This is a genomic window from Nonomuraea sp. SYSU D8015, from assembly GCF_008065375.1.
GTDB lineage: Bacteria > Actinomycetota > Actinomycetes > Streptosporangiales > Streptosporangiaceae > Nonomuraea.
On the sequence record NZ_VJYI01000004.1, the window covers coordinates 40,013 to 63,214 of the forward strand.

The window sequence follows — 23,202 nt, forward strand, 5'->3', positions numbered from 1 at the left end:
GCGAGCGACGTCGGAGAGGGAGCGCGATGCCGCCCATCCTCCGAATGGGGGATGGACGGCATCCTCCATCCGCGGATGACATGAGCCTCGTCGCACGATTCGGCGACCCGGCCTTTCCTCGCACACTCGGTGCAAATCCACCGAGCTTGAGGAGGGAACGTGGCTTCCACCCTGGGACTGCGGCCGGTCGGGGAACACGAGCGCCAGCTCGCTCCCGACCTCGCCCGAGGAATCATGCTGGCGCTGATCGCCGTGGCCAATTCCGCGATCTACCTGTACGGCCGCCCGTACGGCATCAGGCAGCACATCGTGGAGCACGACCCGCTGGACCGGGTGACCGCGGCGCTGACCATGACGTTCGTGGACGCGCGGGCGTACCCGATGTTCGCCGCCCTGTTCGGCTACGGCATGGTGCAGATCTGGAAGCGGCGGCGGGACGACGGCCAGGGGCGGCGGGTGCTGAAGCGGCGCAGCCTGTGGCTGCTGGCGTTCGGGGCGGTGCACGGCACGCTGCTGTTCTCGGGAGACGTGCTCGGGATGTACGGGCTGATCGGGCTCGTGGTGTGCCGGCTGCTGCGGGTGCGTGACCGGACGCTGCTGATCCTCGCCGCGGCCTGGCTCGTCCCCGTGGCGCTGTCGTCCGCGCTGGCCTTCAACACTCCGCAGGGCTCGGCCGAGCGGGTGTTCTTCTGGTCGTTCGCGGTGCCGGACCCGCTGACGGCGCTGGCCCTGCGGCCGGTCGAGTGGGTGATGACCCCGTTCGGGATGATGGGCGTGCTCACCGCCACGCTCGTGGGCGTCTGGGCGGGGCGGCGGGAGCTGCTGACGAGGCCGGACGAGGTGGTGCGGCGGGCGGCGGTGTGGGGACCGTTGGCCGGGCTGCTCGGGGGACTGCCGCTGGGGCTGGCCGCGGGTGGGTTCCTCGTCGTGGACGAGCCGGTCGCGCTGATGGCGCTCAACGCCGTGCACGTGGTGACGGGCATCGCGGGCGGGCTCGGGTACGCCGCACTGATCGGCCTGCTCGCGCAGCGGATCGGGGCGCGGCGCGGGCCGGTCGTCACCGCGTTGTCGGCCTGCGGCCAGCGCTCGATGACCTGTTATCTCCTACAATCGGTGATGTTCGTGGCTCTTCTGTCTCCCTCTACGGCCGGGCTCGGCGGGTGGCTGGGATCGGCCGCCACGGCCGCGCTGGCGCTCGGCGTGTGGGCGGTGACGGTGGTGACTGCGGACGCGATGCGCAGGGCCGGAGTGCGCGGGCCGGCCGAGACGCTCCTCCGGCGTCTGTCCTATCCGCGCGGCTGAGAGCGAGGAGCGGCGTGGCAGGCGAGCGCGACCTGGACCGGCTCTGGCGCGTGCTGCCGCTGGTTCTGTTGGGGGCGGCGACCCTGCTCGCGGCGCTCGACTCCGCGGTGGCGCCGCAGGCCCGGCTCGTCACGGTGGCGCTGGCCGGGGCCGTGGCGGTGTGGCACTGGTGGATGGTGCTGGCGCATCCGCAGTGGCCCGAGCGGGTGCTGGCGCCGATGGCGCTCTACTTCGCCGGGTTCGTGGCGTTGGCGTGGCTGCTGGCCGGGCGTCACCCGGCGTTCTGGCTCCTGGTGGTCGCGTGTTTCCCCACGGCGTTCATGGCGCTGCCCGGCCGGTACGCCTACCTCGGGGTGGCCGTCACCGCGCTCGTCGTCGCAGGCGGCCCGTTCGCGCTGCTGAACGACGCCGACCCCTGGCCGAGGGTGCTGTCCGCGCTCGCCGGAGCGGGGCTGGCGGCGTTCCTCGGCTGGATCATCAGGGCCATGGAGACCGAGGTCGAACGCCGGCGCGCCGCCAACCGGGCGCTGGAGAGCGCCAACGTCCGCCTGGCCCGGCTCGGCGAGGAGAACGCCGAGCTGCAGGGCAAGCTGCTGGCGGCGGCCCGCCAGACCGGCGTCGCCGGGGAGCGCGGCCGGATGGCCAGGGAGATCCACGACACCGTCGCGCAGGGCCTGTCGGGCATCGTCACCCAGCTCGAAGCCGCCGAGGAGGTCGCGAACGACCCCGACGCGGTGCGGCGCCGCCTGGCCGTGGCCAGGAACCTGGCCAGGGAGAGCCTGACCGAGGTCCGCCGCTCGCTGAACGACCTGCGCCCCGGGCCGCTGGTGGAAACCAGGCTGCCCGAGGCCCTGTCGGCGCTGGTGTCCGGGTGGAGCGCCGCGCACGAGGTGCCCGCCACGCTCACCGTCACCGGCACCGCCCGGCTGCTGCATCCCGAGGTCGAGGTGACGCTGTTCCGGGCGGTGCAGGAGGCGCTGGCCAACGTGGCCCGCCATGCCGGGGCGGGCAAGGCCGGCGTCACGCTGTCGTACATGGAGGATGTGGTGGTGGTCGACGTCCGGGACGACGGGGTGGGGTTCACTCCGCAGGAGACGCACGGCGGCGGGTTCGGGCTCACCGCGATGCGGCAGCGCGTCGTCAGGCTCGCCGGGAACGTCGAGGTCGAGTCCGCGCCAGGGCAGGGCACGGCGGTCAGCGTGACCGTCCCCGCGATCCCCGCCGCGGCCGAGTGAGGGGCGACGTGAGCGTACGGCTGGTGATCGTGGACGACCATCCCGTGGTGCGTGACGGCCTGCGGGGCATGTTCGTCGAACAGGCCGACCTGGAGGTCGTGGGCGAGGCGGACGACGGACGGCGAGGGCTGGCCGTGGCCGTGCGGGAGCGTCCCGACGTCGTGCTGACCGATCTGCGCATGCCCGGCCTCGGTGGGGCGGAGTTCATCAGGCTGCTGGCCGAGCAGGTGCCGTCGGCCCGCGTGCTCGTCCTGACCACCTACGACGGGGACGAGGACGTGCTGCCCGCGCTGACCGCGGGCGCGATCGGCTACCTGCTCAAGGACTCGCCGCGCGAGGAGGTCTTCCGCGCCGTGCGCGCGGCGGCGGCGGGGGAGACGGTGCTGTCGCCGGCCGTGGCCGCCCGCGTGCTAAGCCGGGTCCGCGCACCCTCGCCGCCTGCCGAGCTGAGCGAGCGCGAACGCACCGTGCTCGGCCTGGTCGCCCGCGGTTGCACCAACAAGGAGGCGGCCGCCGCGTTGTTCATCAGCGAGACGACGGTCAAGACCCACCTGGCGCACATCTACACGAAACTGGGCGTCTCCGATCGGGCCGCGGCCGTGGCCGCCGCCTACGGCCGCGGCCTGCTGCCATGACGCCGGCCTTCAGCGCGGCCCTTCCACCACGATGTCCGCGGTGCCATAGTCAGTCCCGTGGGTCTGAGCAGGATGCGTGCCTCGATACGCCTGACCAATGAGTTGTCGGCCGACCGTGACCCGGCCTGGCGCACGTGGCTGACGGCGATCGTCGCCGCCTGGATCGTTTTCTCGCACATCGTCGGAGTCGTCTCAGGCGATCCGCAGAGTTTGGTCGCCGAATCCTCGCAGTGGGGCGTCACCGCTGAGTGGATCGAGCACTGGCTCGTCCTGGGCGTCGGGCTCCTCCTCCTGGCGGCCACGACCGAAGCATTGGTGCACCGGCGCCGCCGGCAGGACTGAGGCCGGCTCCGCGGATGTCCGGTGAATGCCCGGTTGAAGGCCTGGCACGGTGCTCTCCGACCGTGGATGGTTTGGGGGCATGGGACCTGGCACGGGGGAAACCCGGCTCCGCATCGCGCTGCTGGGACCGCTGGAGGTTCGGCAGGACAGCGGCCCCGTCGATCTGAGCTCGAGCCGGCTGCGGGCGTTGCTGGCCGTCCTGGCCTTGTCCGCGGGCGAGACGGTGTCCGTGGAGCAGCTGGCCCTCGTGTTGTGGTCCGAGGACCCGCCGGTCAACCAGCGCCGCAGCGTGCAGACCTACATCAGCCGCTTACGCGGTGAGCTGGGATCGGACGTGATCCGCACGACGCCCGAAGGTTACCGGCTGGACGTGGAGCCCGACCGGGTCGACGCGCTGCGGTTCCGCCGGCTGCTGGGCGAGGCGACGCTGTCGCGAGGCGCCGAGACCGAGCGGAAGACGCTGGAGGAGGCCCTGGCGCTGTGGCGGGGGAGACCCTTCGACGGCGTCGACTCGGCGGTGCTGTGCGGACCCAAGGCCGAGCACCTGGTGGAGCTGCACCTCTCGGCCGTGGAGCGGTTGGTCGACCTGAGCCTGGAGGAGGGCCGTCACCACGAGCTGGTCGCCGACGTGCGGGAGCTGGCGGCCCGCCATCCGCTGCGGGAGACGTTGTGGGGACGTCTGCTCGTCCTGCTCGATCGCTGCGGCAGGCAGGCCGAGGCACTGGCCATGTACGAGCGGCTCCGGCACCGCCTCGTCGAGGACCTGGGCGCCGATCCCTCCCCCGACCTACGGCGCATCCATTCGGTCCTGCTGGGGGGCGACGCCGGCCAGGCGGAGCGGCGGATCCCCCGGCAGCTGCCCGCGGGCGTGGCCGGGTTCGTCGGCCGTGACGACGCGCTGAAGGCGATGGACCGCCTGCTCGACGGGGACACGAGGATCTGCGTCGTCACCGGCACCGCAGGGGTGGGCAAGACCGCACTCGCGCTGCACTGGGCGCACCAGGCCGGCGAACGGTTCCGGGACGGCCAGCTCTACGTCGACCTGCAGGGGTTCGGCCCGTCGGAGGTAGCCCTCCGCCCGAAGGACGCACTCTCGGCCTTGCTCCAGAGCATGGGCGTGCAGCCGCAAAGGATCCCGCAGGACCTGGGGGCCAGGTCCGCGCTCTATCGAACCATGCTGGCGGGCAAGCGCATGCTGGTGGTTCTCGACAACGCGCGGGACGCCGAGCAGGTGCGCCGGCTGCTGCCCGGCGGCGCCGAATGCACGGTCCTGATCACCAGCCGCCGAGGGCTGAGCAGCCTCGTCTCCGCGGAAGGCGCCACGCTGCTCACCCTGGACGTGCTCGACCAGGAAGAGGCCCGCGATCTGCTGGCGCACCGCCTGGGCCGGGAACGGATCGAGACCGACCCGGCCTCCACCGATGAGATCATCCGTCTGTGCGCCCGGCTTCCGCTGGCCCTGGCGATCGCGGCGGGGCGGGCGGCCGCCAACCCCTCCTTCTCGCTCGCCACCGTGGCCGCTGGCCTGCGCCGGGCCTGGTCCGACGTCAGCGCACTGGCCACCAGGGACGCGGTCATCGACCTGCGTTCCGTGCTGTCGCGCTCCTACGACCTGCTGCCCGCCGACGCCGCCCGCCTGTTCCGGCTGCTGGCCGTCCACCCCGGGCCCGACCTCACCCTCGCGGCGGCCGCGAGCCTGGCGGGCCTCGATCCGTCGCACGCGGGACGGCTCCTCGACACCCTGGTCGACGCTCACCTGGTGAGCGAGGTCGCGCCCGGCAGGTTCGCCTTCCACGCCTTGCTCCGGGCGTACGCACGGGGCCTCGCCCGCGACGCCGACGCCCACACCCGTCGCCGCGCGGCACGGCGCATGATCGAGCACTACGTGCACACCGCCTGCCGGGCCGCGTCGCTCCTGGAGCCGGCCGCGGGCCTCCCCGCCCCGAAGGCACCGGAGGCGCCCGTCACCTGCCACCGGCAGGCGCTGGCCTGGTTCCGCGCCGAGCAGGGCGTCCTGCTCGCCGTCCTCCGTCAGGCGATGGTGGAGGGCTTCGACTCCCATGTCGGCAGGCTCGCACCCGCCGTGGCGGCCTGGTGCGAGCTGCGGGGTGACCGGCACGGGAAGATCGCCGTCCAGCGCATCGCCCTGGCCGCGGCCGAACGGTCGGACGACCCCGCGGCACGAGCGAGGGCACATCAGGGACTGGCGACGGCGCTGATCGAACTGGGCGGCACCGGAGGCACCGGGCATGCGCTCTTGTCCTTCGAGGATGAGCGGCTGGAACTGTCCCTGGAGCAGGCTCGCGAATGCCGCGCCGGCGATCGAGCGCGATGACGATCTGGCCGGTGAATGGCCGGTCACTGTCCTGGCCGCCGCCGATCCCCATGATCCACGCTGGTCCCTGTAGGGGAGGACATCAGGACGGCAGACCGGCATGGCGGCTTCGTTCGGCGCGGCGCTTCGTGATGCCCGGACCAGGTCCGGGTTGACGCAGGCCGAGCTCGGCAGGCGCACCGGCGTCAGCGTGCGCGCGATTCGCGACATCGAGCACGGCCGGGTCCGGCCGCGTCATGCGTCCGCTCGCCGGCTCGCCGAGGCGGTGGGCCTGGAGCCGCCGCCGGCCAGGAAACAGGTGCGGATCGAGGTCCTGGGGCCGTTGCGGCTGAGCGTCGCCGGCAGGCGGGTGCTGCCCGGGTCGTTGAAGCAGCGTTCCCTGCTGGGACTGCTGGCGCTGCAGCCGGGCGTGGCCGTGGGGTACGACCAGATCATCGACGTGCTGTGGGGCGAGCACGCCTCCGATTCCTCCCACCACCTCGTCCACACCTATGTGTCCCGGCTGCGCCGGCTGATGGATCCCGACCGGTCCGGGCCGTCGTCGGCGAAGCTGATCGTGGGCGTGCGCGGCGGCTACCGCCTGGCGGCCGAACACGTCGACCTGGACCTGGTGCGCTTCGACGACCTGGTGGCCCGGGCCGCCCAGGCGGAGGGCGGCGAGGCCCTGGACCTGCTGAGTGAGGCGCTGTCGTACTGGAAGGGCCGGCCACTGGCGGATCTGCCGGGTCCGCTCGGACGGCATCCCGCCGCCGTGGCGGCCAAGGAACGGTGGCTGGCGGCCGTGGTGTCCCATGCGGAGCTGGCCATGGAGCTGGGGGCGTACGAACGCGCGGTGGAGTCGCTGAGCGCGGCGGTGGCCGAGGAGCCGCTGCACGAGGGGCTGCACGCCGACCTCATGCTGGCTCTCGCCGGGTGCGGCCGGCAGGCTGCGGCGCTGGCGGTGTTCGACGAGATCCGCGGCCGCTTGGTGGGGGATCTGGGCGTCGAGCCGGGGACGCTGCTGCGGGATGCGCAGGCGCGGGTCCTGCGGCCGGCCGCGCTGCGGCGCGGCGGCACCCCCGCGTGGTGGCGGCCGGCTCAGCTCCCCGCCGATGTGGCGGGCTTCGCCGGCCGGACGAAGGAACTGGCCGGCCTCGACGGGATGGTGCGGGCCGGTGCGCCCGTCGTGGTCGTCACGGGCATGCCGGGAGTGGGCAAGACGGCGCTGGCCCTGCACTGGGCGCGGCGGGAGGCCGGCCGCTTCCCCGACGGGCAGTTGTACGTCAACCTGCGCGGCCACGACCAGAGGTCGCCGCTGAGCCCGCTCCAGGCGCTGGCCGGCATGCTCGCCGCGCTCGGCGTTTCGGCCGAAGGGGTGCCGGCCGACCTGGACGAGGCCGCCGCGCTCTACCGGACGCTGCTGGACGACCGGCGGCTGCTCGTGCTGCTCGACAACGCCCACAGCGCTCAGCAGGTGCGCCCGTTGTTACCCGGCGGTTCCAGCAGCCTGGCGCTCGTCACCAGCCGCGATCACCTCACCGGCCTGGTCGTCACCCACGGCGCCCGCAGGCTGGTGCTCGACACCCTGACGCCCGAGGAGAGCCGTGCGCTGCTGGCGCACATCCTCGATCGCGACGTCGACGGCGAGGCGGCCACCCGGCTGGCCCACGCGTGCGGCAGGCTGCCGCTCGCGCTGAGGATCGCCGCGGCCAACCTGGCCGGTTCGCCCGATCTGTCCATCAGCGACTATCTGGACGGGCTGCCGCCCGGCGACCCGTTGGCCGGCCTGTCCGTGGACGGCGATCCGCAGACGGGCGTGAAGATCGCCTTCGACCACTCCTACAGGGAACTGCCCGCCCCGGCCGCCCGGCTGTTCCGCCTGCTGGCCGTCGCGCCGGGCGCCGACCTTCGGACGGACGCCATCGCCTCACTCGCCGGCATCCGCGTGGATCAGGCGGAGCGCCTCCTCGAACTGCTCGTCGGCGCCCATCTGGTCGAGACCCGCAGACCTGACCGGTACGGCCTGCACGACCTGCTGCGGTCGTACGCCTGTGAGCGGGCCGGGCACGAGGATTCTCCGGAAGAGCGAGACCGGGCGCTGGACAGGCTCATGGGCTGGTACGTGCACACCGCGGACGCCGCCGCGCGACTCCTCTACCCCGACAAGGTACGCCTGCCCGTCGGCGCCCCGCCGTGCGCGCCCGCCCGGCTCGCCGACGAAGCCCAGGCGGTGGCCTGGCTGGAGAGCGAATGGGCGAACCTGGTGTCCGCCGTCCAGCACGCGGCCGAGCACGGGTCGAGGTCGTCGGCCTGGCTGCTCGCCGACACGCTGCGGGGATATTTCTGGATCCAGTGGCCGGCGCCCGGCTGGGACACGGCCGCGCGCAGCGGGCTGGAAGCCGCCGTCGGCGCAGGCGACCTGCGCGGCCAGGCCGCCTGCCATCTCGGGCTCGGCGACGCGCATCAGGCCGCCGAGGAGTACGCGGAAGCCGTACGGCACTACGTCGAGGCGCTGGAGCTGGCCGACCGGGCGGGCTGGTCCGACGGCACCGCGGAGATCCTCTTCGAGCTGGGCCTGGCCCGCTGGTGGCTGGGCGTTCCCGGGGAGGCCATCGGCCTGCTCACCGACGCGCTGACGCTGTTCAGGCAGTCGGGCCGGCAAGGCGGAGAGGCCGCGGCCCTGCTGCACCTCGGCGTGGTGGAGCGGCACCTGGGCAGGCTCCGCTCGGCGGCGGCCCATCAGGCGCACGCGCTGGCCGTCTACCGCCGGCTCGGCTCGCGTCTGGGGGAGGCGCAGGCGCTCGGCAACCTCGGCATCACGTACCAGGAGCTGAGCCGCCTGAACCCGGCCGTGGACCGGCTGGAGGCCGCCCTGGGCCGGCTCGGGACGAACGAGAACCGGTTCGGCCGGGCGTGCTTCCTGTCCACCCTGGCCGCGGCCCACCGCGACGCCTGCAGGTATGACGAGGCCATGACCGCCGCGGCCGCGGCACACGACCTGGCCCGCGACCTCGGCCACCGCCTCCTGGAGGCCGACGCGTGCACCACGCTGGCCGCCGTGCACCAGGCCCGGGGAGAGCGGCGGACCGCACACGACCTCTACGCCCGGGGCCTGGAGCTGACCCTCGGGACGTCCTTCTCGGCGCCGCGGGTGGTCGCGTGGCTGGGGCTGGCCTCCCTGCACCAGGACGCGGGACGGCCCGCCGAGGCGCTGGCGCAGGCCGGGCGCGCTCGCGAGGTCGCCGCCAAGGACGGCTTCCAGTTGCTGGTCGGCCGGGCTCTCGCCGCCATGGCCCTGGCCCATCACGGCCTCGGCGAAGGGGAGCAGGCTCACGAGCACGCCGACAGGGCGCTGAGCGTGTACCGGCTGACCGGCCATGCTCTGGGGGAGGCGCAGATGTTGTCCCTCATGGGGGCGCTGGCACGGGAACGCGAGGGCGCCGCGTATGCGGTTCCGTATTGGCGGGCTGCTTTCAGCCTGTTCAAGGGAATCGGGCGGCCCGAGGCGGACGAGTTGAGAGCGGTGCTGCATACACACGCGTGAGTGCTGCGGATTTAACGGCAATTGGGCCCCGATAGTCGCCTGCAATTGAATTTCGCCGTTTTCACCGCAATCGTCAGGATTTCTGATGCTGCTGTTGGTATCGTGCTCGCGTCGATTTGCCGCGTTGAACGTGGGGGCGGTGCTCACAGCCGCCAGCTTCGATGCCGTCGCGGCCGTCGACCGGGGATGATCAAGGTTGGTCGCGTGTCGCCGCAGGGGGCCCGGGCCGGCCGATCGATGATTGGAGCAATGTGCGAAGAAGATCTTCCATGCTCGCCGCCGCCTTCGCGGTACTGGCGGCGGTGTTACCCGCCTCGACGGCCCAGGCGGCCGGCGCGGCGGTTGCGGGGGACGGAGCCTCGGCGGCGGTCACCGGGGCCAGCGCAATCGCCTGGGCGCCCTGTGAGGAGGAGCCCGCCGCCGAATGCGGCAAGCTGACCGTCCCCGTCGACTGGTCCAAGCCGGACGGACCCAAGATCGACCTGGCCGTCGCCCGCCGCAAGGCCACCGACCCCGCGGCCCGCGTCGGATCCCTGGTGGTCAACCCGGGTGGTCCGGGCGGATCCGGTGTGGAGTTCACCTACGGCGCTCCCGGCTTCTTCACCGAGGAGCTCCAGCGGCACTTCGACATCGTCGGCTTCGACCCGCGGGGCGTGGGCCGCAGCAACCCGGTGATCTGCTCGGCGTCGGTGTACAACCAGATGCCGAACGCCGTCATCACCAGCCAGGCCGACTTCGACCGGTGGACCGCGTACAACAAGAAGCTGCACGCGGACTGCCGCCAGCGCACCGGCCCGGTGTACGACCACGTCGACTCGGTCAGCGTCGCCCGCGACATCGACGCGCTGCGCGCCGCGCTCGGCGAGGAGAAGCTCACCTTCTACGGCATCTCCTACGGCACGCTGATGGGGCAGATGTACGCCGAGCTGTTCCCCAACCGGATCCGGGCCATGGCCCTGGACAGCAACATGGACCACAGCCTGAGCACGTGGCCGTTCATGCTGACCGAGGCCGCCGCCGTCGAGGACGCCTTCGACCAGTTCGTCGGCTGGTGCGACCAGGAGCCCAGCTGCGTCCTGCACGGCAAGGACGTCCGCGCGGTGTGGGAGCGGGTGCTGGCCAAGGCCCGCGCCGGCCAGCTGTACTGGCCCGGTGTCCCCGACCGTCCGGTGACGGAGCTGCAGGTCCTGTGGAACGGCGTGCTGGGCACCGAAGGGCCTGCTTGGCAGCTGCTGAGCGAGGTGCTGCGCGCCCTGGACGGTGGGGAGCCGCCGTCGTGGGTGCCGCCGCTGCCCGGCCGTCAGCCCGTGTCCGGCGAGGTGGCCGAGCTGGCGACCGTGATCCTCTGCGAGGACTACAACCTCAAGGTGCGCGACTACGCGGAGTACTCCGCGATCATGCGGGCCTCCAAGCTCGTGGCTCCGGACATGCGGTACAACCCGATGCCGACCGAGGACCTGCCCGTCTGCCTCAACCACCCCGTCAAGAACCCGCAGCACCGCCTGAAGTACACGGGTAGTGCCCCGATCCTGCTGGGCAACTCGCTGCACGACCCCTCCACCCCGTACATCTGGTCGGCCAACGTGGCCCGCCAGTTCGGCTCCAAGGGCGTGCTGCTCACCTACGAGGGCTGGGGTCACCGCATCTACGGCAAGGACAGGTGCAGCACCGAACCCATCGACAACTACCTGATCTCGCTGACCGTGCCGCCGCACGGCTTCCGCTGCCCCGTGGGCGGTCTGGCCGCCGAGACCAAGGTCATGAAGGACCAGCGTGAGCTGTGGCCGACGGACGGCCTGAACTGGGCCGGCTCTTCCGCGGCCCCGTTCCGCCTCCAGCCGGCCCCGGCCTTCGCCGGCATCTCGGGCTGAGCCCCGACCGGCGATGACGCGCCGCGCCGCGCCGCCTCGACGGCGGCGCGGCGACGGCCGTCGCGGCCCCCGCCGGCCACGCCGGTGTGCCCCTGTGCCAACGGCGTGAACGGGAGCGTCATCACGACGAGCCCGGCCACCGCCGCCATCAGGCCCGCCCCGGACAGCACGGCACAGGCCGGCGGGCGGGACGGGGCCACGTGATCCGTGCCGTAAGAGTCTTGGCCATCGGAGGAGGCCGGACCAGGTCATCGGCCGGACACTGACCGGACATTGCCGTCCTAGTGCCCGGAGAGGTCACTTCAGGACGTACCGGAGGCCGAGGACGCCGTTGTCCAGCCGGTCGACGTCCACCAGCTTCAGGTATGTGCTGTCGATGCCGTCATAGAGGCGGCCGCCGCTGCCCGCGATGACCGGGACCAGCCAGAACAGGTATTCGTCCACCAGCCGGTGCCGGAGCAGGGTACGGCTGAGCGGGCCGCCGGTGCCGACCTTCAGGACGTCGCCGCCGGGCTGCTCCTTCAGCTTGGCGACCTCTTCCACGACGTCGCCCTCGATGAGGGTGGCGTTCCACGCGGTCGCCTCCTTCAGTGTGGTGGAGGCGACGTGCTTCGGGATGGTGTTCATGCGGACCGCGTAGTCGCCGAACTGCTCCTCCAGGTGCGGCCAGACCGCGGCGTGCTGCTCGTAGCTGACCCGGCCGTAGAGCAGGGCGTCCACCGAGAACAGCAGGTCGTGTGAGCGCTGTTCGAACTGTCCGGCCCACAGCTCGCCCAGCCAGTTCTGCGGGGTGCTGATCTGGCCGTCCAGCGTCACCACACCCTGCTCGATGATCTTCCTCATGGTTCCGTTCCTCTCGTCCGCATCGTGCTTCCGCATACGCGTCGTCCGGGTGGCGACGAATTCGACAGGGAGGCGGAATACTTTTCTTGCGCGTCATCCGGTGGGGTACGCCGAGCGGTGTAGCGCGGTGTGCCCCGATAAGCGGATGCGTGAGAGCGGTCGGTCCGTCAGGGTGGCAATGGGACCAGGCTAGGCAAACCACGGGGATTCACCGGACATAGCCGGAGGCGCCATGAAACCAGGGGACGGATTGATCTTAGGCTCGCTGCTGCGGCGGTGGCGCCAGCGGGCCCTGCTCACCCAGGAACAGCTGGCCACGCGGGCAGGTCTCAGCGTCAGGACGATCCGGCGGATGGAGGGCGACGTCCCGCTCCGCCCACGCACCGCTTCGGTACGGCTGCTGGCCGAGGCGCTGGGGCTGGACGACGCGGAGCAGGCGACGCTGGCCGCCGCCGCCCGCGGCGCCGGACCGCCCGCATCGGCCACCCCGGCCCGTCCGAAGCGGAGCCGGGATGCGGGGCCGGTTCCGCGGCAGCTGCCCGCCGACGCCGCCGAGTTCACGGGGCGGGCGTACGAGCTGGCCCTGCTCGAGGACGACGCCGCCGCCGAAGGCACGTGGGTGCACGCCATCGACGGGATGGCCGGGATCGGGAAGACGGCGCTGGCCGTGCACGCGGCTCACCGGGTGGCCGCCCGCTTTCCCGACGGGCAGCTCTTCGTCGACCTGCACGGACACACTCAGGGGGCGGCGCCGGTGGCGCCGGACGACGTGCTCGCCCGCATGCTGGGCGCCCTCGGCGTCTCCGGCAACCGGATCCCACGCGACCTCGACGAGCGCGCCGCGCTCTACCGCACCCTGCTCGCCGGCCGGAGGGTGCTGATCGTGCTGGACAACGCGGCCGACGAGAGCCAGGTACGTCCGCTGCTGCCGGGCAGCCCGGGATGCCGCGTGCTGATCACCAGCCGGCGCCGCCTGACCGCACTGGACGCCGCCGCCACCATGTCGCTGGACGTCCTGCCCGTCGACCACGCGGTCGCCCTGCTGAGCAGGACCGCCGGCGAGGATCGCGTCGCGGGCACACCGGCGAGCGTGCTGGCCGAGACCGTGCGGCAGTGCGGGCTGCTGCCCCTCGCCATCCGCATCGCCGCCGCCCGGCTGCGTTCCCACCCCACCTGGAGCGTGGCGCACCTGCTGGGCCGGCTGGGCGAGCACGACCGGCGGCTCGCCGAGCTGGAGGCCGGGCGGCGCAGTGTCACGGCGGCACTCGACCTGTCCTACCGCGAGCTCCCCGACGAGCTGAAGCGGACGTACCGGCTGCTGAGCCTGCACGTCGGCGCCGACTTCGCGACCGACGCGGCGGCCGCGCTCCTGGACACGACCGCGTCCCTGGCCGGGCGGCTGCTGGAGCGGCTGCTCGAGGTGCACCTGCTGCAGGAGTCCGCCCCGGGCCGCTACCACTTCCACGACCTGGTCCGCGAGCACGCCGCGGGCCTGGCGGCCGGCGAGGCGGACGGCCGCGCCGCGCCGGTCCGGCTCCTCGACCACTATCGCAGGACGGCGACCGCGGCCATGGGCGAGCTCTACCCGTACGAGTTCGGCGGCAGCCGCGAGCGTACCGCGGGAGGCGGCCGGGCCGCCGCCTGGCTGGAGGCCGAGCTGGACAACCTCCTCGCCGCCGCCCGGTACGCCGCCGACCACGCCCTCGTCCTGCCCGCGCTCAGGCTGCCGGCCGCGTTGCACTTCCATCTGCGGATGCAGGGCCGGTACTCCGACGCGGAAGCGCTCCACACGCGGGCGCTCGGCGTCGCCCGCGCCGCCGGGTGCCGTACCGGCGAGATGAACGCCCTGATGGGCCGGAGCGACATGCGGCGCCTCCAGGGCCGCTACGAGCCCGCCGTCGACGACGCCACGCACGCGCTGGCCATCGCCCGCGCCCTCCGCGAGCGCGTGGCCGAGTCGCGCGCCCTGGTGGGGCTCGGCATGGTGCACGCCATGCAAGGGCGCTTCGACCAGGCCGACGACCACCTCGAGCGGGCGTTGGAGATAGCCTGCGCCGTCGCCCACCGCAGAGCCGAACTGGACGCGCTGATCGGGCTCAGCATGGTGGAGCGGCTGCGAGGGCGCTACCGGCGCTCCGCCGACCGCTCCTGCGGGGCGCTGGCCCTCGCCAGATCCCTCGGCCATCGCACCGGCGAGCTCAGGTCGCTGAGCGGGCTGGCCCAGGTCCACCTGGTGCTCGGCCGGACCGAGCAGGCCGCCGACCACTTCTCGCAGGCCCTGGCGATCGCCCGCGCCATGGACTACCGCGTCGGGGAGCTCCCGCCGCTCAACGGCCTGGCGGATGTCCAGCGGCTGGAGGGCCGCCACGACCAGGCCATCGCCGGTTATCACGAGGTGCTCGAACTCGCCAGGGAGATCGGCAACCGCAACTGGCAGTACGAGGCGCTCCAGGGCATGGGCCGCCTGCATCACGCCACCGGCCATCCACACCGGGCGCTCGCCAGCCACCGCGAGGCGCTCGACCTGGCGGTGCTCCTCGACCAACCGGTCGACCAGGCCCGCGCCCACGACGGCCTCGCCTACGCCCACCACGCGCTAGGCCATGCCGAGCAGGCCCGCCGGCACTGGCGCCAGGCCCTGGACATCCTCATCGACCTCGGCCTCGACACCACAGAGGAGGAGCAGACCAGCGTCACCGTCATCCAGGCCCGCCTCGAGCTCGGGGCCGCGGTCGGCAATCGAGGCTGAGGAGGGCGGGAAACGCGGGGCGCAAGCCCTTTGAACCATCTGGGCATGGCATGCGTACGGGCTGAACTCCGGCGGACGAGGACCTCGTACAAGGGGGCAATCACACCACGGAGCCAGCCATGACCATCAGACATCAGCTGTCGATCCTGCTCGTCCTGCCCGTCGCCACCGCCTGCGGCCTCGTCGGACAGGGTGCGAACGCCGGCCCCTCCGCGCCGTTCGCATCCTCACAGAAGCGGGGAGTCGTGACGTCCCCGTCTCCGCAGAAGCAGGGGGTGGTGACGGCGGCGGAGGCCAAGCAGATCCTCGCCCGCTGGGACAGCGCCGAGAAGGAGGCGATGCGCCAGGGCGGCACGGACTGGACGGCGGCCGAGGCGGGCCTGATGGCGGAGATCCACAAGGCGGAGGTGCGGCTGGACCGATTGACCGGGGACACTCCCAAGGTCGACCAGGAGCGCATCGTGAAGTCGCGTTTCGCCATCCCCAGAGCGGGCGCGGGCACGCCGTGGTTCATGGCCGAGTTCCAGCGCAAGGGCGGCAACCGCAGGTGGGACCAGGTCATCTTCGCGAAGACGCAGGCCGGGTGGCGCATGGTGGCCGTCTCCGCGTCGCTGGGCAGGGTCCCCACACCGGCACGTGACGAAGACGGGTTCGCCACCGTGCTCGCCCCGGACGACGGCGCTGGACTCGTGGTCTCCCCCCGGGAACTCACCCGGACGCACGCCCGCCTGCTGACCACCGCCGGTGACGACCCGCGCGCCAACCGGCTCATCCTGCGGAACCTCTTCACCTGGGACGCCGACACGCGCAAGGGGGATCGGGAGAACCTGCCGACCGGATGGAAGGTGCGGCCCAACACCCAGCCCGCCCAGGAGTTGTACGCCCTGCGTACGACCTCCGGAAGCGCGCTGGTCTGGTACGGCATCACGGAAGAGGACACCTACACCGCCCGCCCCGGTGCGCCCGGGATGAAGTTCTACAACGGCTCCCTGGCCAAATACTTGAGCAAGGGCAAGACCTTCCGCGAGAAGGCCGTGTACAAGAGGGCCTCGATGTACTTCGCCGTCGTGCCGAAGCCGAAGGGCAAGGTCAAGGTGCTCTGGAGCCGGAACGGCTACCTGAGCGCCACCGGCTCGTGAACGCCGGGGAGAGCATGTTTCTCTAGGCATATGACTGACCCGACGCCGCGTGACGGACCGGTGCTCCAGGGCGTCTGGCGCCTGCTGCGACGGTTGCCGCCGGGGGCGGCCAGGAGGACCACCCGACTCATCGCCGGTGCGCAGTCGCTGCGGGAACCCGGCTACCTGAAGACCACCTACCGGATCTCACCCAGGCTGGCGAACGCCAACCCCCGCCTCGGCAAGATCTCGCCGCAGTGGGCCGCGACGGTCCGCGTCCGCAGGAACGGGCTGCGACTGGAGCTCGACCTGCGCGACAACCTGCAGGCCATCCTGTACTACGCGGGACGCTACGAGCCCGACGTCCTGCGATTCCTCCGCCGGGAACTCCGGGGCGGGGATGTCGTGGCGGATGTCGGGGCCCACATCGGCGTCCACGCTCTCGCCGCCGCCCGTCTCCTGCGGCCTGCCGGCGGTCGCGTGATCGCCTTCGAACCCGCCTCGGACTCCGCCGCCAAACTCCGCGCCGCCGCCCGCCGTAACGGCCTGCGGGTCGAGGTCGTGCAGACCGCGCTGGGCGCCCATCCCGGGACGGCGGGTCTGTACGGCGACGCGCGCTATGACGCCGCCGATGCGGGCGTGCGGTCCCAGTACGGAGATGCGGCACTGGTCGAGCAGGTCCCGGTCCGCGTTTTCGACGACTGGGCCGCGGAGGCCGGGCTGAGCCGCCTCGACGTCGTCAAGATCGACGTCGAGGGGGCCGAGGCGGCCGTGCTGGCAGGCATGAGCCGGTCGCTCCGGACACTGCGGCCGCGCGCCGTGCTCGTCGAGGTGAAGCAGCGCGAACGCACGGACACGAGCGCGGAAGAGCTGCGCGGCCTCCTGACGCGGCACGGCTATGAGAGGACCATGCGCCTCGGCCACAACGAGGTGTTCCGGCCCACGCGCGACCACGGCCCGCGCTAGAACGTCCTGGCGACCTGGCGGGCGCGTTCGTCGGCCTGCTTGCGTTCGTTCTCGTAGGAGCCGGTGAGGGTGGGGTGGTGGCGGATCTCGTGGATGTCGGTGATGCCGGTCCAGCGCAGCCAGTCGTTGAAGAACGTCGACTGGAAGTCACTGCCGAACTCCGGCCCCAGGCCAGGGCCCCAGACCGCGCTGGTGTAGACGACGGCGGCGCGCTTGCCGGTCAGCAGGTGGCGGTAGCCGGTCTCCGGATGCACGTCGAAGATCATCGCAGGCTGGCTGACGACGTCGATGAACTGCTTCAGCTTGTACGGCACGCCGGCGTTCCACATCGGCACGCTGAAGAGGTAACGGTCGTAGGAGTCGAAGCGCTCGAACGTGCGCACGGCCGCGGCCCAGGCCTCCGCCTGCTCGCCCTCGGGTGTGCCGCCCCCGAACACGGTCATCTTGGCGGCCGCGGCGGCGGGGCCGAACTCGGGGAGCGTCCCGTCCCACAGGTCGAAGTGGTCGACGCTCGCGCCCGGGTGGGCCGCCAGATACTCGCCGACGAACGTCTCCGCGATCCCCAGCGAGATCGACTCGGCTCCGCGCGGGGAGGCGGAGATGTGCAGCAGTCTGCTCATGAATCCAATCCTTTCCGGACTCCGGTCCGCTTACTGTCCAAGACGATACGGACTGCGGTCCGATTAGTCAACGGAAGACTCTGCGCCCACGGATCCGGGTGTACGCCGCCAGGGCGGCGCCCGGCTGGAACGCCCCACGGCTCCCGGCGAGAGCGGCGAGGCGGGCCGACAGGAGAGAGCCGCCGGCCGCGGGATCAGCGTGAGCGCGGCGACGTCGCCGCCGAGCGCCGCGCAGCCGGTTGTCGTACCCCTCGGGCAGGATACGGGGCATGGCAGCCGACCATGATCTCTTCGCCGGTCTCGACGCGGTCCGCTGGAGCCGCATGCGTCACGCCTACGGGTCCGCCCGCGACGTCCCCGACCTGCTCCGCGGCCTCGCCGACCCCGATCCGGCCGTGAGGGAGCAGGCGCTCGACGACATGTACGGCGCGGTGCACCACCAGGGCGACGTCTACCCGTGCACGGTGGCGGCGATCCCGTTCCTGCTGCGCATCGTCGAACGGCCGGGTCTGCCGGGGCGGGCGGAGGTGGTGGAGCTGGTGGCGAGCATCGGCTCGGCCGCCGACCCGACGGGGCTGAGCGGGCCGTACCGGAAGGCCGACGAGGCCGTGGCCGCGGCCTCCCCGCTGTGGGCGCGGCTGCTGGACGACGAGGACCCGAGGGTGCGTGAGGCCACCGCCGGTGTGCTGCTCGCCGGCGCGGACGAGGCGGTCCTCGCGCGGCTGGCGGGGCGGCTGGCCGTGGAGGACGACCACGGCGTCAGGGCCGCGATCGTGCGGGCGGCGGGCGTGCTGGCCCGGCGTCCCGAGCACGCCGCGGACACGCGCGCGTGGCTGGCCCGGACGCTGGAGGAGGAGCGGGATCCGCGGCTGCGGCTGGGACTCCTGGCGGAGCTGGCCGCGCTGCCGGACACACGGCTCGACCTGCCGGTGGCCGAGGTGCTCGACCTGATCAACGCGGCCTACGAGGGGCGCCGCCCCACCGCACCAGCCGCCGGAGCCGCACCATCCGCCGGAGCCGCGCCGGCCGCGGACGCCCTGTTCGAGGGGCTGAGCGCCACCGCCGAACGCGAGGCGCGGCACGCCGCCCTCGACGGCGGCGCGATGCCGTGGGTGGTCGTCTGGGACCGCGGCCTGCCCAGCGCGGGCCCGGCCTTGCACGCGCTCGGCGGCACGGGTGACGAGCGCGCGCTCCCCATGCTGGCCTGGGCCCTCGACCGCGAGCAGATGCCTCACGACGCCGGCTCCCTGGTGATCGGGTACGGCCCGCGCGCCGCTCCCCTTGTGCCGATCCTGCGCCGCCGCCTGCGCGACCTGCCGACCGGCGACCCGCACGACCACCGCCGCGGCGGCGTCGCCCACGCGCTGGCCCGCATCGGCCCCGCGGCCGCCGAGGCACTCCCCGACCTGCTGGCCCAGCCGGTCACTCCAGCCGTCGTGACGGCGCTGGCAGCACTCGATCCGGCCGCCCGCGACCATCTCCCGGTGCTGCGTGAGGCCGCCTCCTCACCCGACCGCGCGTTGGCCGTTCCGGCGGCCAGGGCTCTGTGGGAGGCCACCGGCGGCGCCGGCGCCGCACTGGCGGTCGCCGACCGGTGCCTGGACGGCGACGCCTACAGCCGCAGGGACGCCGCCGACCTGCTGGCCGACCTGGGACCGGCCGCGCACGCCCGGGCCGGCCGGCTCCGGCGGCTCGCCCGGAGCGTAGACCCCTACGGCTGGCTCACGCTGTCGGCCGTCCGGGCCTTGTGGCGGGTGACCGGCGACCCCGGCACCGCCCTGCCGGTGTCGCTCGCCCTGTGGGAGCCCCACCCGTACCGGCGGACGGCCCTCGCCTCGCTCTGGACGGAGATCGGCCCGGCCGCCGCGGAGGCCCGGCCCCTGCTGCTCGCGGAGCTGGGCCGAGCCCGCCGCCACAACGCCGCCGACGACGGTTACAGCACCGGCCATGTCCGTGATGACGAGAAACTGCTGACGCTGTGCCGCGCGGCCCTGGCGGCGATCGCCGATGAGGTCCATGCGAAACTTTCCGATCCCTCCCGGCGTTCGGCTGTGCACAGCGACACGTAGGGGGCACGGTGGAGCGCTATGGATTGCTGAGGGATCTGGTGGCGGTGCTCGCTTCGGGCAGGCATCGCGTGGTCGGCCTCGTACCTGAGATCGACGGCGCGGAGGGGTTCGGCACCACCGCACTGGCCGCGGCCGCCTGCCGCAGCCCGGAGGTGCGGGAGCGGTTCCCTGACGGGATCGAGTGGCTGACGCTGGGGGACGAGCCGCTGCACCACTTCCGCCAACGTGTCAAGGAACCGGAGGGCAAGGATCTCCCGTTCCGGCGGAGACGGCCCAGGCGGCTGGTGGTGCTCGACGACGTACGACCGCACGCGGCCGAGCTGGTGAACCGGGTGGCGGCCGGCAACGCCGTGGTGCTCGTCACGAGCAGGACTGCGCCCCGGACAGGACACGTGATCCGGTTACCCGCGCTTCCCCCTGGCGACGACCCCAGCCAGGGCTGGCCCCTCCTGCGTACGCTGACGCGCTCGCTCGACGCCGCACCCGTCCACCGGTTCGACCTGGCGGACCCGTCGTCCCGGGCGCGAGTCGTGCACCAGGTGCTCGACCGCGGCCTGCGGCGGACGCTCGCTCCCGCCCTCCTGGAGCGCCTGCTCGAACTGGGGGTGTTCGGCGGCGGCCGGCCCATCCCGCTGGACCTGCTCGCGGCCCTGTGGTGGGAGACGGCCGGCCTGTCGCGTGCGGAGGCCGAACGCACGCTGGCCGAGCTGGGCGAGCGCGGCCTGCTCGCTCGAGCCCCCGATCGTGACGTGGTCCTGATCCCCGACGCGGTGCGCGCCCACCTCCGGGCGGCCATGGGGCCGGACCGCGCCCGCCGCGCGAACCGCGCCATGGTGGAGATCGGCCCGCCGGGCGACACCTTCTCCGACGAGGCCGTGACGTACTACTTCGAGCACTTCGCCGACCACCTCGAAGCGGTGGGCGGCAGGCTCCAAGAGCTGGTGTGCCAGGCGTCGTGGCTGGCCGCGAAGCTCCTGGAGGACGGCCCCGCCCTGGTCCAGCGGGAGCTGGAGAGAGCTGGCACGGAGGAGGCGGAGCAGCTGCACCGCACCCTGTCCCAGAGCCTTCACCTGCTGGGCGAGCCGCCCTACTCCGGCCTTTCCGTGCTCTCTACGCTCGCCGGCCGCCTGCACCACCTGCCGCGGCTCGGCCAGGAGCTGCGCGACTTCCTCAACGCCCTGGGCCTGCCGTGGCTCGAATGCATGTGGACGCCGCCCGACCTGCCCCATCCGTCGTTGCGGCGTACGTGGACGGCGCACGAGGAGGAGGCGTCCAGCGTCGCGATCAGCCCGGACGGCACGTGGCTGGCCACCGCGGGCTGGGACGGCCCGGTGCGGCTCTGGAACCGCGACGGCACCCCGCGAGCGGTGCTGGAGGCTCATCTCGGCCTGGTCAACGCCATCGCCATCGCCCCCTGCGGCACCTGGCTGGCCTCGGCGGGCTGCGACGGCACCGTCCATCTCTGGTCCGCCGCCGGCGAGCACCTGAAGGAGTTGTTCACCATCGGCGCACAGGACGTCGCCGTCTCGCCCGACGGCGACTGGCTGGCCTGCATCTGCATCGACGGGACGCTCACCGCCTGGAACCGGGAGGGTGAGGAGCTCTGGACGGCGGGCACCGGGTACGCGGACGCGGCGCTGTCGACCCTGGCCCTCGCCGCCGACGGCTCCTGGGTGGCCCATCTCACCGACGGGCGCATCCACGTCTGGAACGCCGACGGGACGCCCCGGGCCTCGTTCCCGCACGAGGGAGCGCTGGTCGAGCTGACCGCTCATCCGGTCCGCGACGCGATGGTGACCACTGACGGATGCGTCTACAGCCCCGACGGGGACCTCCTGGAGAGAATCCCGATCGACGGCCACCCCTCGTACCCGGTCGCCATGGCGCCCGACGGCAGCTGGCTGGCCACCGGAGGCATCGGTGACCACGTGCTCGTGACCCGGCTCGACCGCCCGGCCACCGAACGGCTCTCCGGTCATCTCGGCTCTGTCTCCGATGTGGCGATCAGCCCGGACGGCACCTGGCTGGCGTCGGTCGCCACCGACGGCACGGCCTGCATCTGGGCACGCGAGGACCTGCCGCGCATCGAGGCCGACGACGAGTCGCGCCGTGGCCTTCAGAAGGCGCTGATCGTCGCCCCTTACGGCCTGGTGACCGTGGGTCAGGAGCCGGCCTACCGGGACGAGGCGGGCCACGTCGTCCGCACGTTGTCCGGCCTGCCCACCTTCGACGGCCTTTCCGGCTGTGACTCGTGGTTCGCGGCCTACAGCCGCGACGGCGAGGTCTGGCTGATCGACGGTGACGGCGGCGTACGGGGCAGCGTGCGCACCGATCACGACGGCCGGCAGCGCTCGCTCGTCGTCGCGCCGGACGGCACGTGGTTCGCCACGTGCGGCGAGGAAGGCGTGATCGTCCTCTGGTCGCGCGCCGGCGACGAGATCGGCCGCCTCCGGCAGAAGCCGGGCTGGCCGTGCCTGCTGGCCGTGTCCGCCGACGGCTCCACCCTCGCCGCGGCGTCCGGCGGTGTCGTGCAGAGGTGGACGAGCCGGGGCCGTCGGATCGGCAGGGCCCGCCGCCCTGGAGACTCGGTCGTGGCGCTGGCCCTGTCGCCTGACGGGTCCCGTACGGCCGCCACCCTCACCTCCGGCGTCACCAGGGAATGGGACCACCGGAGCAAGCGGTCGGCGGACTTCGCCGGATCTCCCGGGGTCACGGCCGCCCTCTCCTACAGCCCGTCGGGCACGCTCCTGGCGGCGACGTACGGCTCAGCGCTGCACCTGTGGGACGTCGCGGTGGGGGCGAGGCAGCCGCTCGCCGGCATCCGCCTCGGCGCCTCACTCAACGACTGCGCCTGGTCTCCGGACGGCACCCGGCTGTACGCGGTGGGCGACGCGGGCGTGTACGGCTTCACCCTTCACGTCGCCAACGCCTCCCCATGAGCCGCGACCTCACCCACGGCGCGGCCGCCTGCGTCCTCCCGAGGCCATCCGGCGCGCACGAGAGCCCAGTAGGTCAGGGTCCGTCTGATCCGGAAATGGCTGTGCATCGCGTCGGCGGGCAACCGTACCGGTGGACGCGGGCCGGAGGAGACCGCCTGGCGGATCGCGGCCACCAGGTCTCCTCGGCGTGGGCATGTTCAGCGGCATACAGGCTGAGGAGGTCGTGGATCGAGGGTGAAGTCCGGCCCGGGGACGAGTCCGAGCCGCCGGAACAGCGCGCGTGCTCGCGGGGGCAGCGCGGCGTACGACAGGTCCAGGGTGGCGCGGACGGCGGTCTGCTCGTCGCCGTCGATGCTCAGCGCGGCGAGCCGAATCTGGCCAAGCCGATCCAGCACCTGGCCACCATCACCGGGCCGGGGGAGCGGCTACTGACACCGCGGCAACCTCCCGGAAACACCGAGGAAACTGCCTCTTCCCCCGGAGACCTCTGGTCCCTATCCTCAGGTGCAGACGACTCTGTGCACGTTCACGGACCATTTTGCTGACTTTTCCACGCCTCAGACCACCAAAAGTGCAGGAAGCAGACCTGTCGGCAGACTGTGAACGCTCCCAGAGTGGACGGCAGCCGTGTCGACACCTCACCCCCACGATTTCT

At 72.8% G+C, this 23,202-nt stretch carries 16 protein-coding genes; 12 read left to right on the forward strand and 4 right to left on the reverse strand.

Annotated elements, in window-relative coordinates; genetic code table 11:
* Positions 1–159 precede the first annotated feature (159 nt).
* From ID574_RS19435 to ID574_RS19465, 7 genes are all read left to right on the forward strand, one after another.
* Positions 160–1,302, forward strand: a complete 1,143-nt coding sequence (locus ID574_RS19435) for a DUF418 domain-containing protein (protein ID WP_188190360.1) — start codon at positions 160–162, stop codon at positions 1,300–1,302.
* A 14-nt stretch (positions 1,303–1,316) separates the two neighbouring features.
* Positions 1,317–2,537 carry a sensor histidine kinase gene (locus ID574_RS19440; protein WP_188190361.1) on the forward strand — a complete coding sequence of 407 codons (1,221 nt, stop codon included), beginning with the start codon at positions 1,317–1,319 and terminating at the stop codon, positions 2,535–2,537.
* A gap of 8 nt (positions 2,538–2,545) precedes the next feature.
* Positions 2,546–3,172 (forward strand): response regulator, encoded by a 627-nt coding sequence (locus tag ID574_RS19445; protein ID WP_188190362.1) that lies wholly within the window; start codon positions 2,546–2,548, stop codon positions 3,170–3,172.
* A gap of 57 nt (positions 3,173–3,229) precedes the next feature.
* Positions 3,230–3,514, forward strand: a complete 285-nt coding sequence (locus ID574_RS19450; RefSeq protein ID WP_188190363.1) for a hypothetical protein — start codon at positions 3,230–3,232, stop codon at positions 3,512–3,514.
* 79 nt (positions 3,515–3,593) lie between these two features.
* Positions 3,594–5,849, forward strand: coding sequence for an AfsR/SARP family transcriptional regulator (locus tag ID574_RS19455; RefSeq protein WP_188190364.1), 2,256 nt, complete (start codon positions 3,594–3,596; stop codon positions 5,847–5,849).
* 100 nt (positions 5,850–5,949) lie between these two features.
* Complete coding sequence (locus ID574_RS19460; protein ID WP_188190365.1) at positions 5,950–9,372, forward strand: BTAD domain-containing putative transcriptional regulator; 3,423 nt, start codon at positions 5,950–5,952, stop codon at positions 9,370–9,372.
* A gap of 269 nt (positions 9,373–9,641) precedes the next feature.
* A complete protein-coding gene (locus tag ID574_RS19465) occupies positions 9,642–11,243 on the forward strand; it encodes an alpha/beta fold hydrolase (protein ID WP_188190366.1) in 1,602 nt (533 codons plus the stop codon).
* 297 nt (positions 11,244–11,540) lie between these two features.
* Here the strand turns inward: ID574_RS19465 and ID574_RS19470 are convergent, their stop codons facing one another.
* Positions 11,541–12,086, reverse strand: coding sequence for a dihydrofolate reductase family protein (locus ID574_RS19470; RefSeq protein WP_188190367.1), 546 nt, complete (start codon positions 12,084–12,086; stop codon positions 11,541–11,543).
* Between the two features lie 232 nt (positions 12,087–12,318).
* Here ID574_RS19470 and ID574_RS19475 point away from each other — a divergent pair, with 232 nt between their 5' ends.
* The 3 genes from ID574_RS19475 (at position 12,319) to ID574_RS19485 (ending at position 16,919) form a co-directional block, all read left to right on the forward strand.
* A complete protein-coding gene (locus tag ID574_RS19475) occupies positions 12,319–14,835 on the forward strand; it encodes an ATP-binding protein (protein ID WP_188190368.1) in 2,517 nt (838 codons plus the stop codon).
* A gap of 119 nt (positions 14,836–14,954) precedes the next feature.
* On the forward strand, positions 14,955–15,974 hold the full coding sequence (locus tag ID574_RS19480; protein ID WP_188190369.1) for a DUF8094 domain-containing protein: 1,020 nt from the start codon (positions 14,955–14,957) through the stop codon (positions 15,972–15,974).
* Positions 15,975–16,004: 30 nt separating this feature from the next.
* Entirely contained in the window at positions 16,005–16,919 is a 915-nt protein-coding gene (locus ID574_RS19485) for an FkbM family methyltransferase (protein ID WP_188190370.1), read from the forward strand.
* Here ID574_RS19485 and ID574_RS19490 read toward each other — a convergent pair.
* Positions 16,916–17,539, reverse strand: coding sequence for an FMN-dependent NADH-azoreductase (locus ID574_RS19490; RefSeq protein ID WP_188190371.1), 624 nt, complete (start codon positions 17,537–17,539; stop codon positions 16,916–16,918). The genes ID574_RS19485 and ID574_RS19490 overlap by 4 nt on opposite strands.
* Before the next feature lie 67 nt (positions 17,540–17,606).
* On the reverse strand, positions 17,607–17,810 hold the full coding sequence (locus tag ID574_RS19495) for a hypothetical protein (RefSeq protein WP_188190372.1): 204 nt from the start codon (positions 17,808–17,810) through the stop codon (positions 17,607–17,609).
* Here ID574_RS19495 and ID574_RS19500 point away from each other — a divergent pair.
* Together ID574_RS19500 and ID574_RS19505 are read left to right on the forward strand one after the other, a co-directional pair.
* A complete protein-coding gene (locus ID574_RS19500) occupies positions 17,809–19,608 on the forward strand; it encodes a hypothetical protein (RefSeq protein ID WP_188190373.1) in 1,800 nt (599 codons plus the stop codon). The genes ID574_RS19495 and ID574_RS19500 overlap by 2 nt on opposite strands.
* A 23-nt stretch (positions 19,609–19,631) precedes the next feature.
* A complete protein-coding gene (locus tag ID574_RS19505) occupies positions 19,632–22,547 on the forward strand; it encodes a WD40 repeat domain-containing protein (RefSeq protein ID WP_188190374.1) in 2,916 nt (971 codons plus the stop codon).
* A 197-nt stretch (positions 22,548–22,744) separates the two neighbouring features.
* Here ID574_RS19505 and ID574_RS19510 read toward each other — a convergent pair whose 3' ends face one another.
* Positions 22,745–22,942 (reverse strand): hypothetical protein, encoded by a 198-nt coding sequence (locus ID574_RS19510; protein WP_188190375.1) that lies wholly within the window; start codon positions 22,940–22,942, stop codon positions 22,745–22,747.
* Positions 22,943–23,202 lie beyond the last annotated feature (260 nt).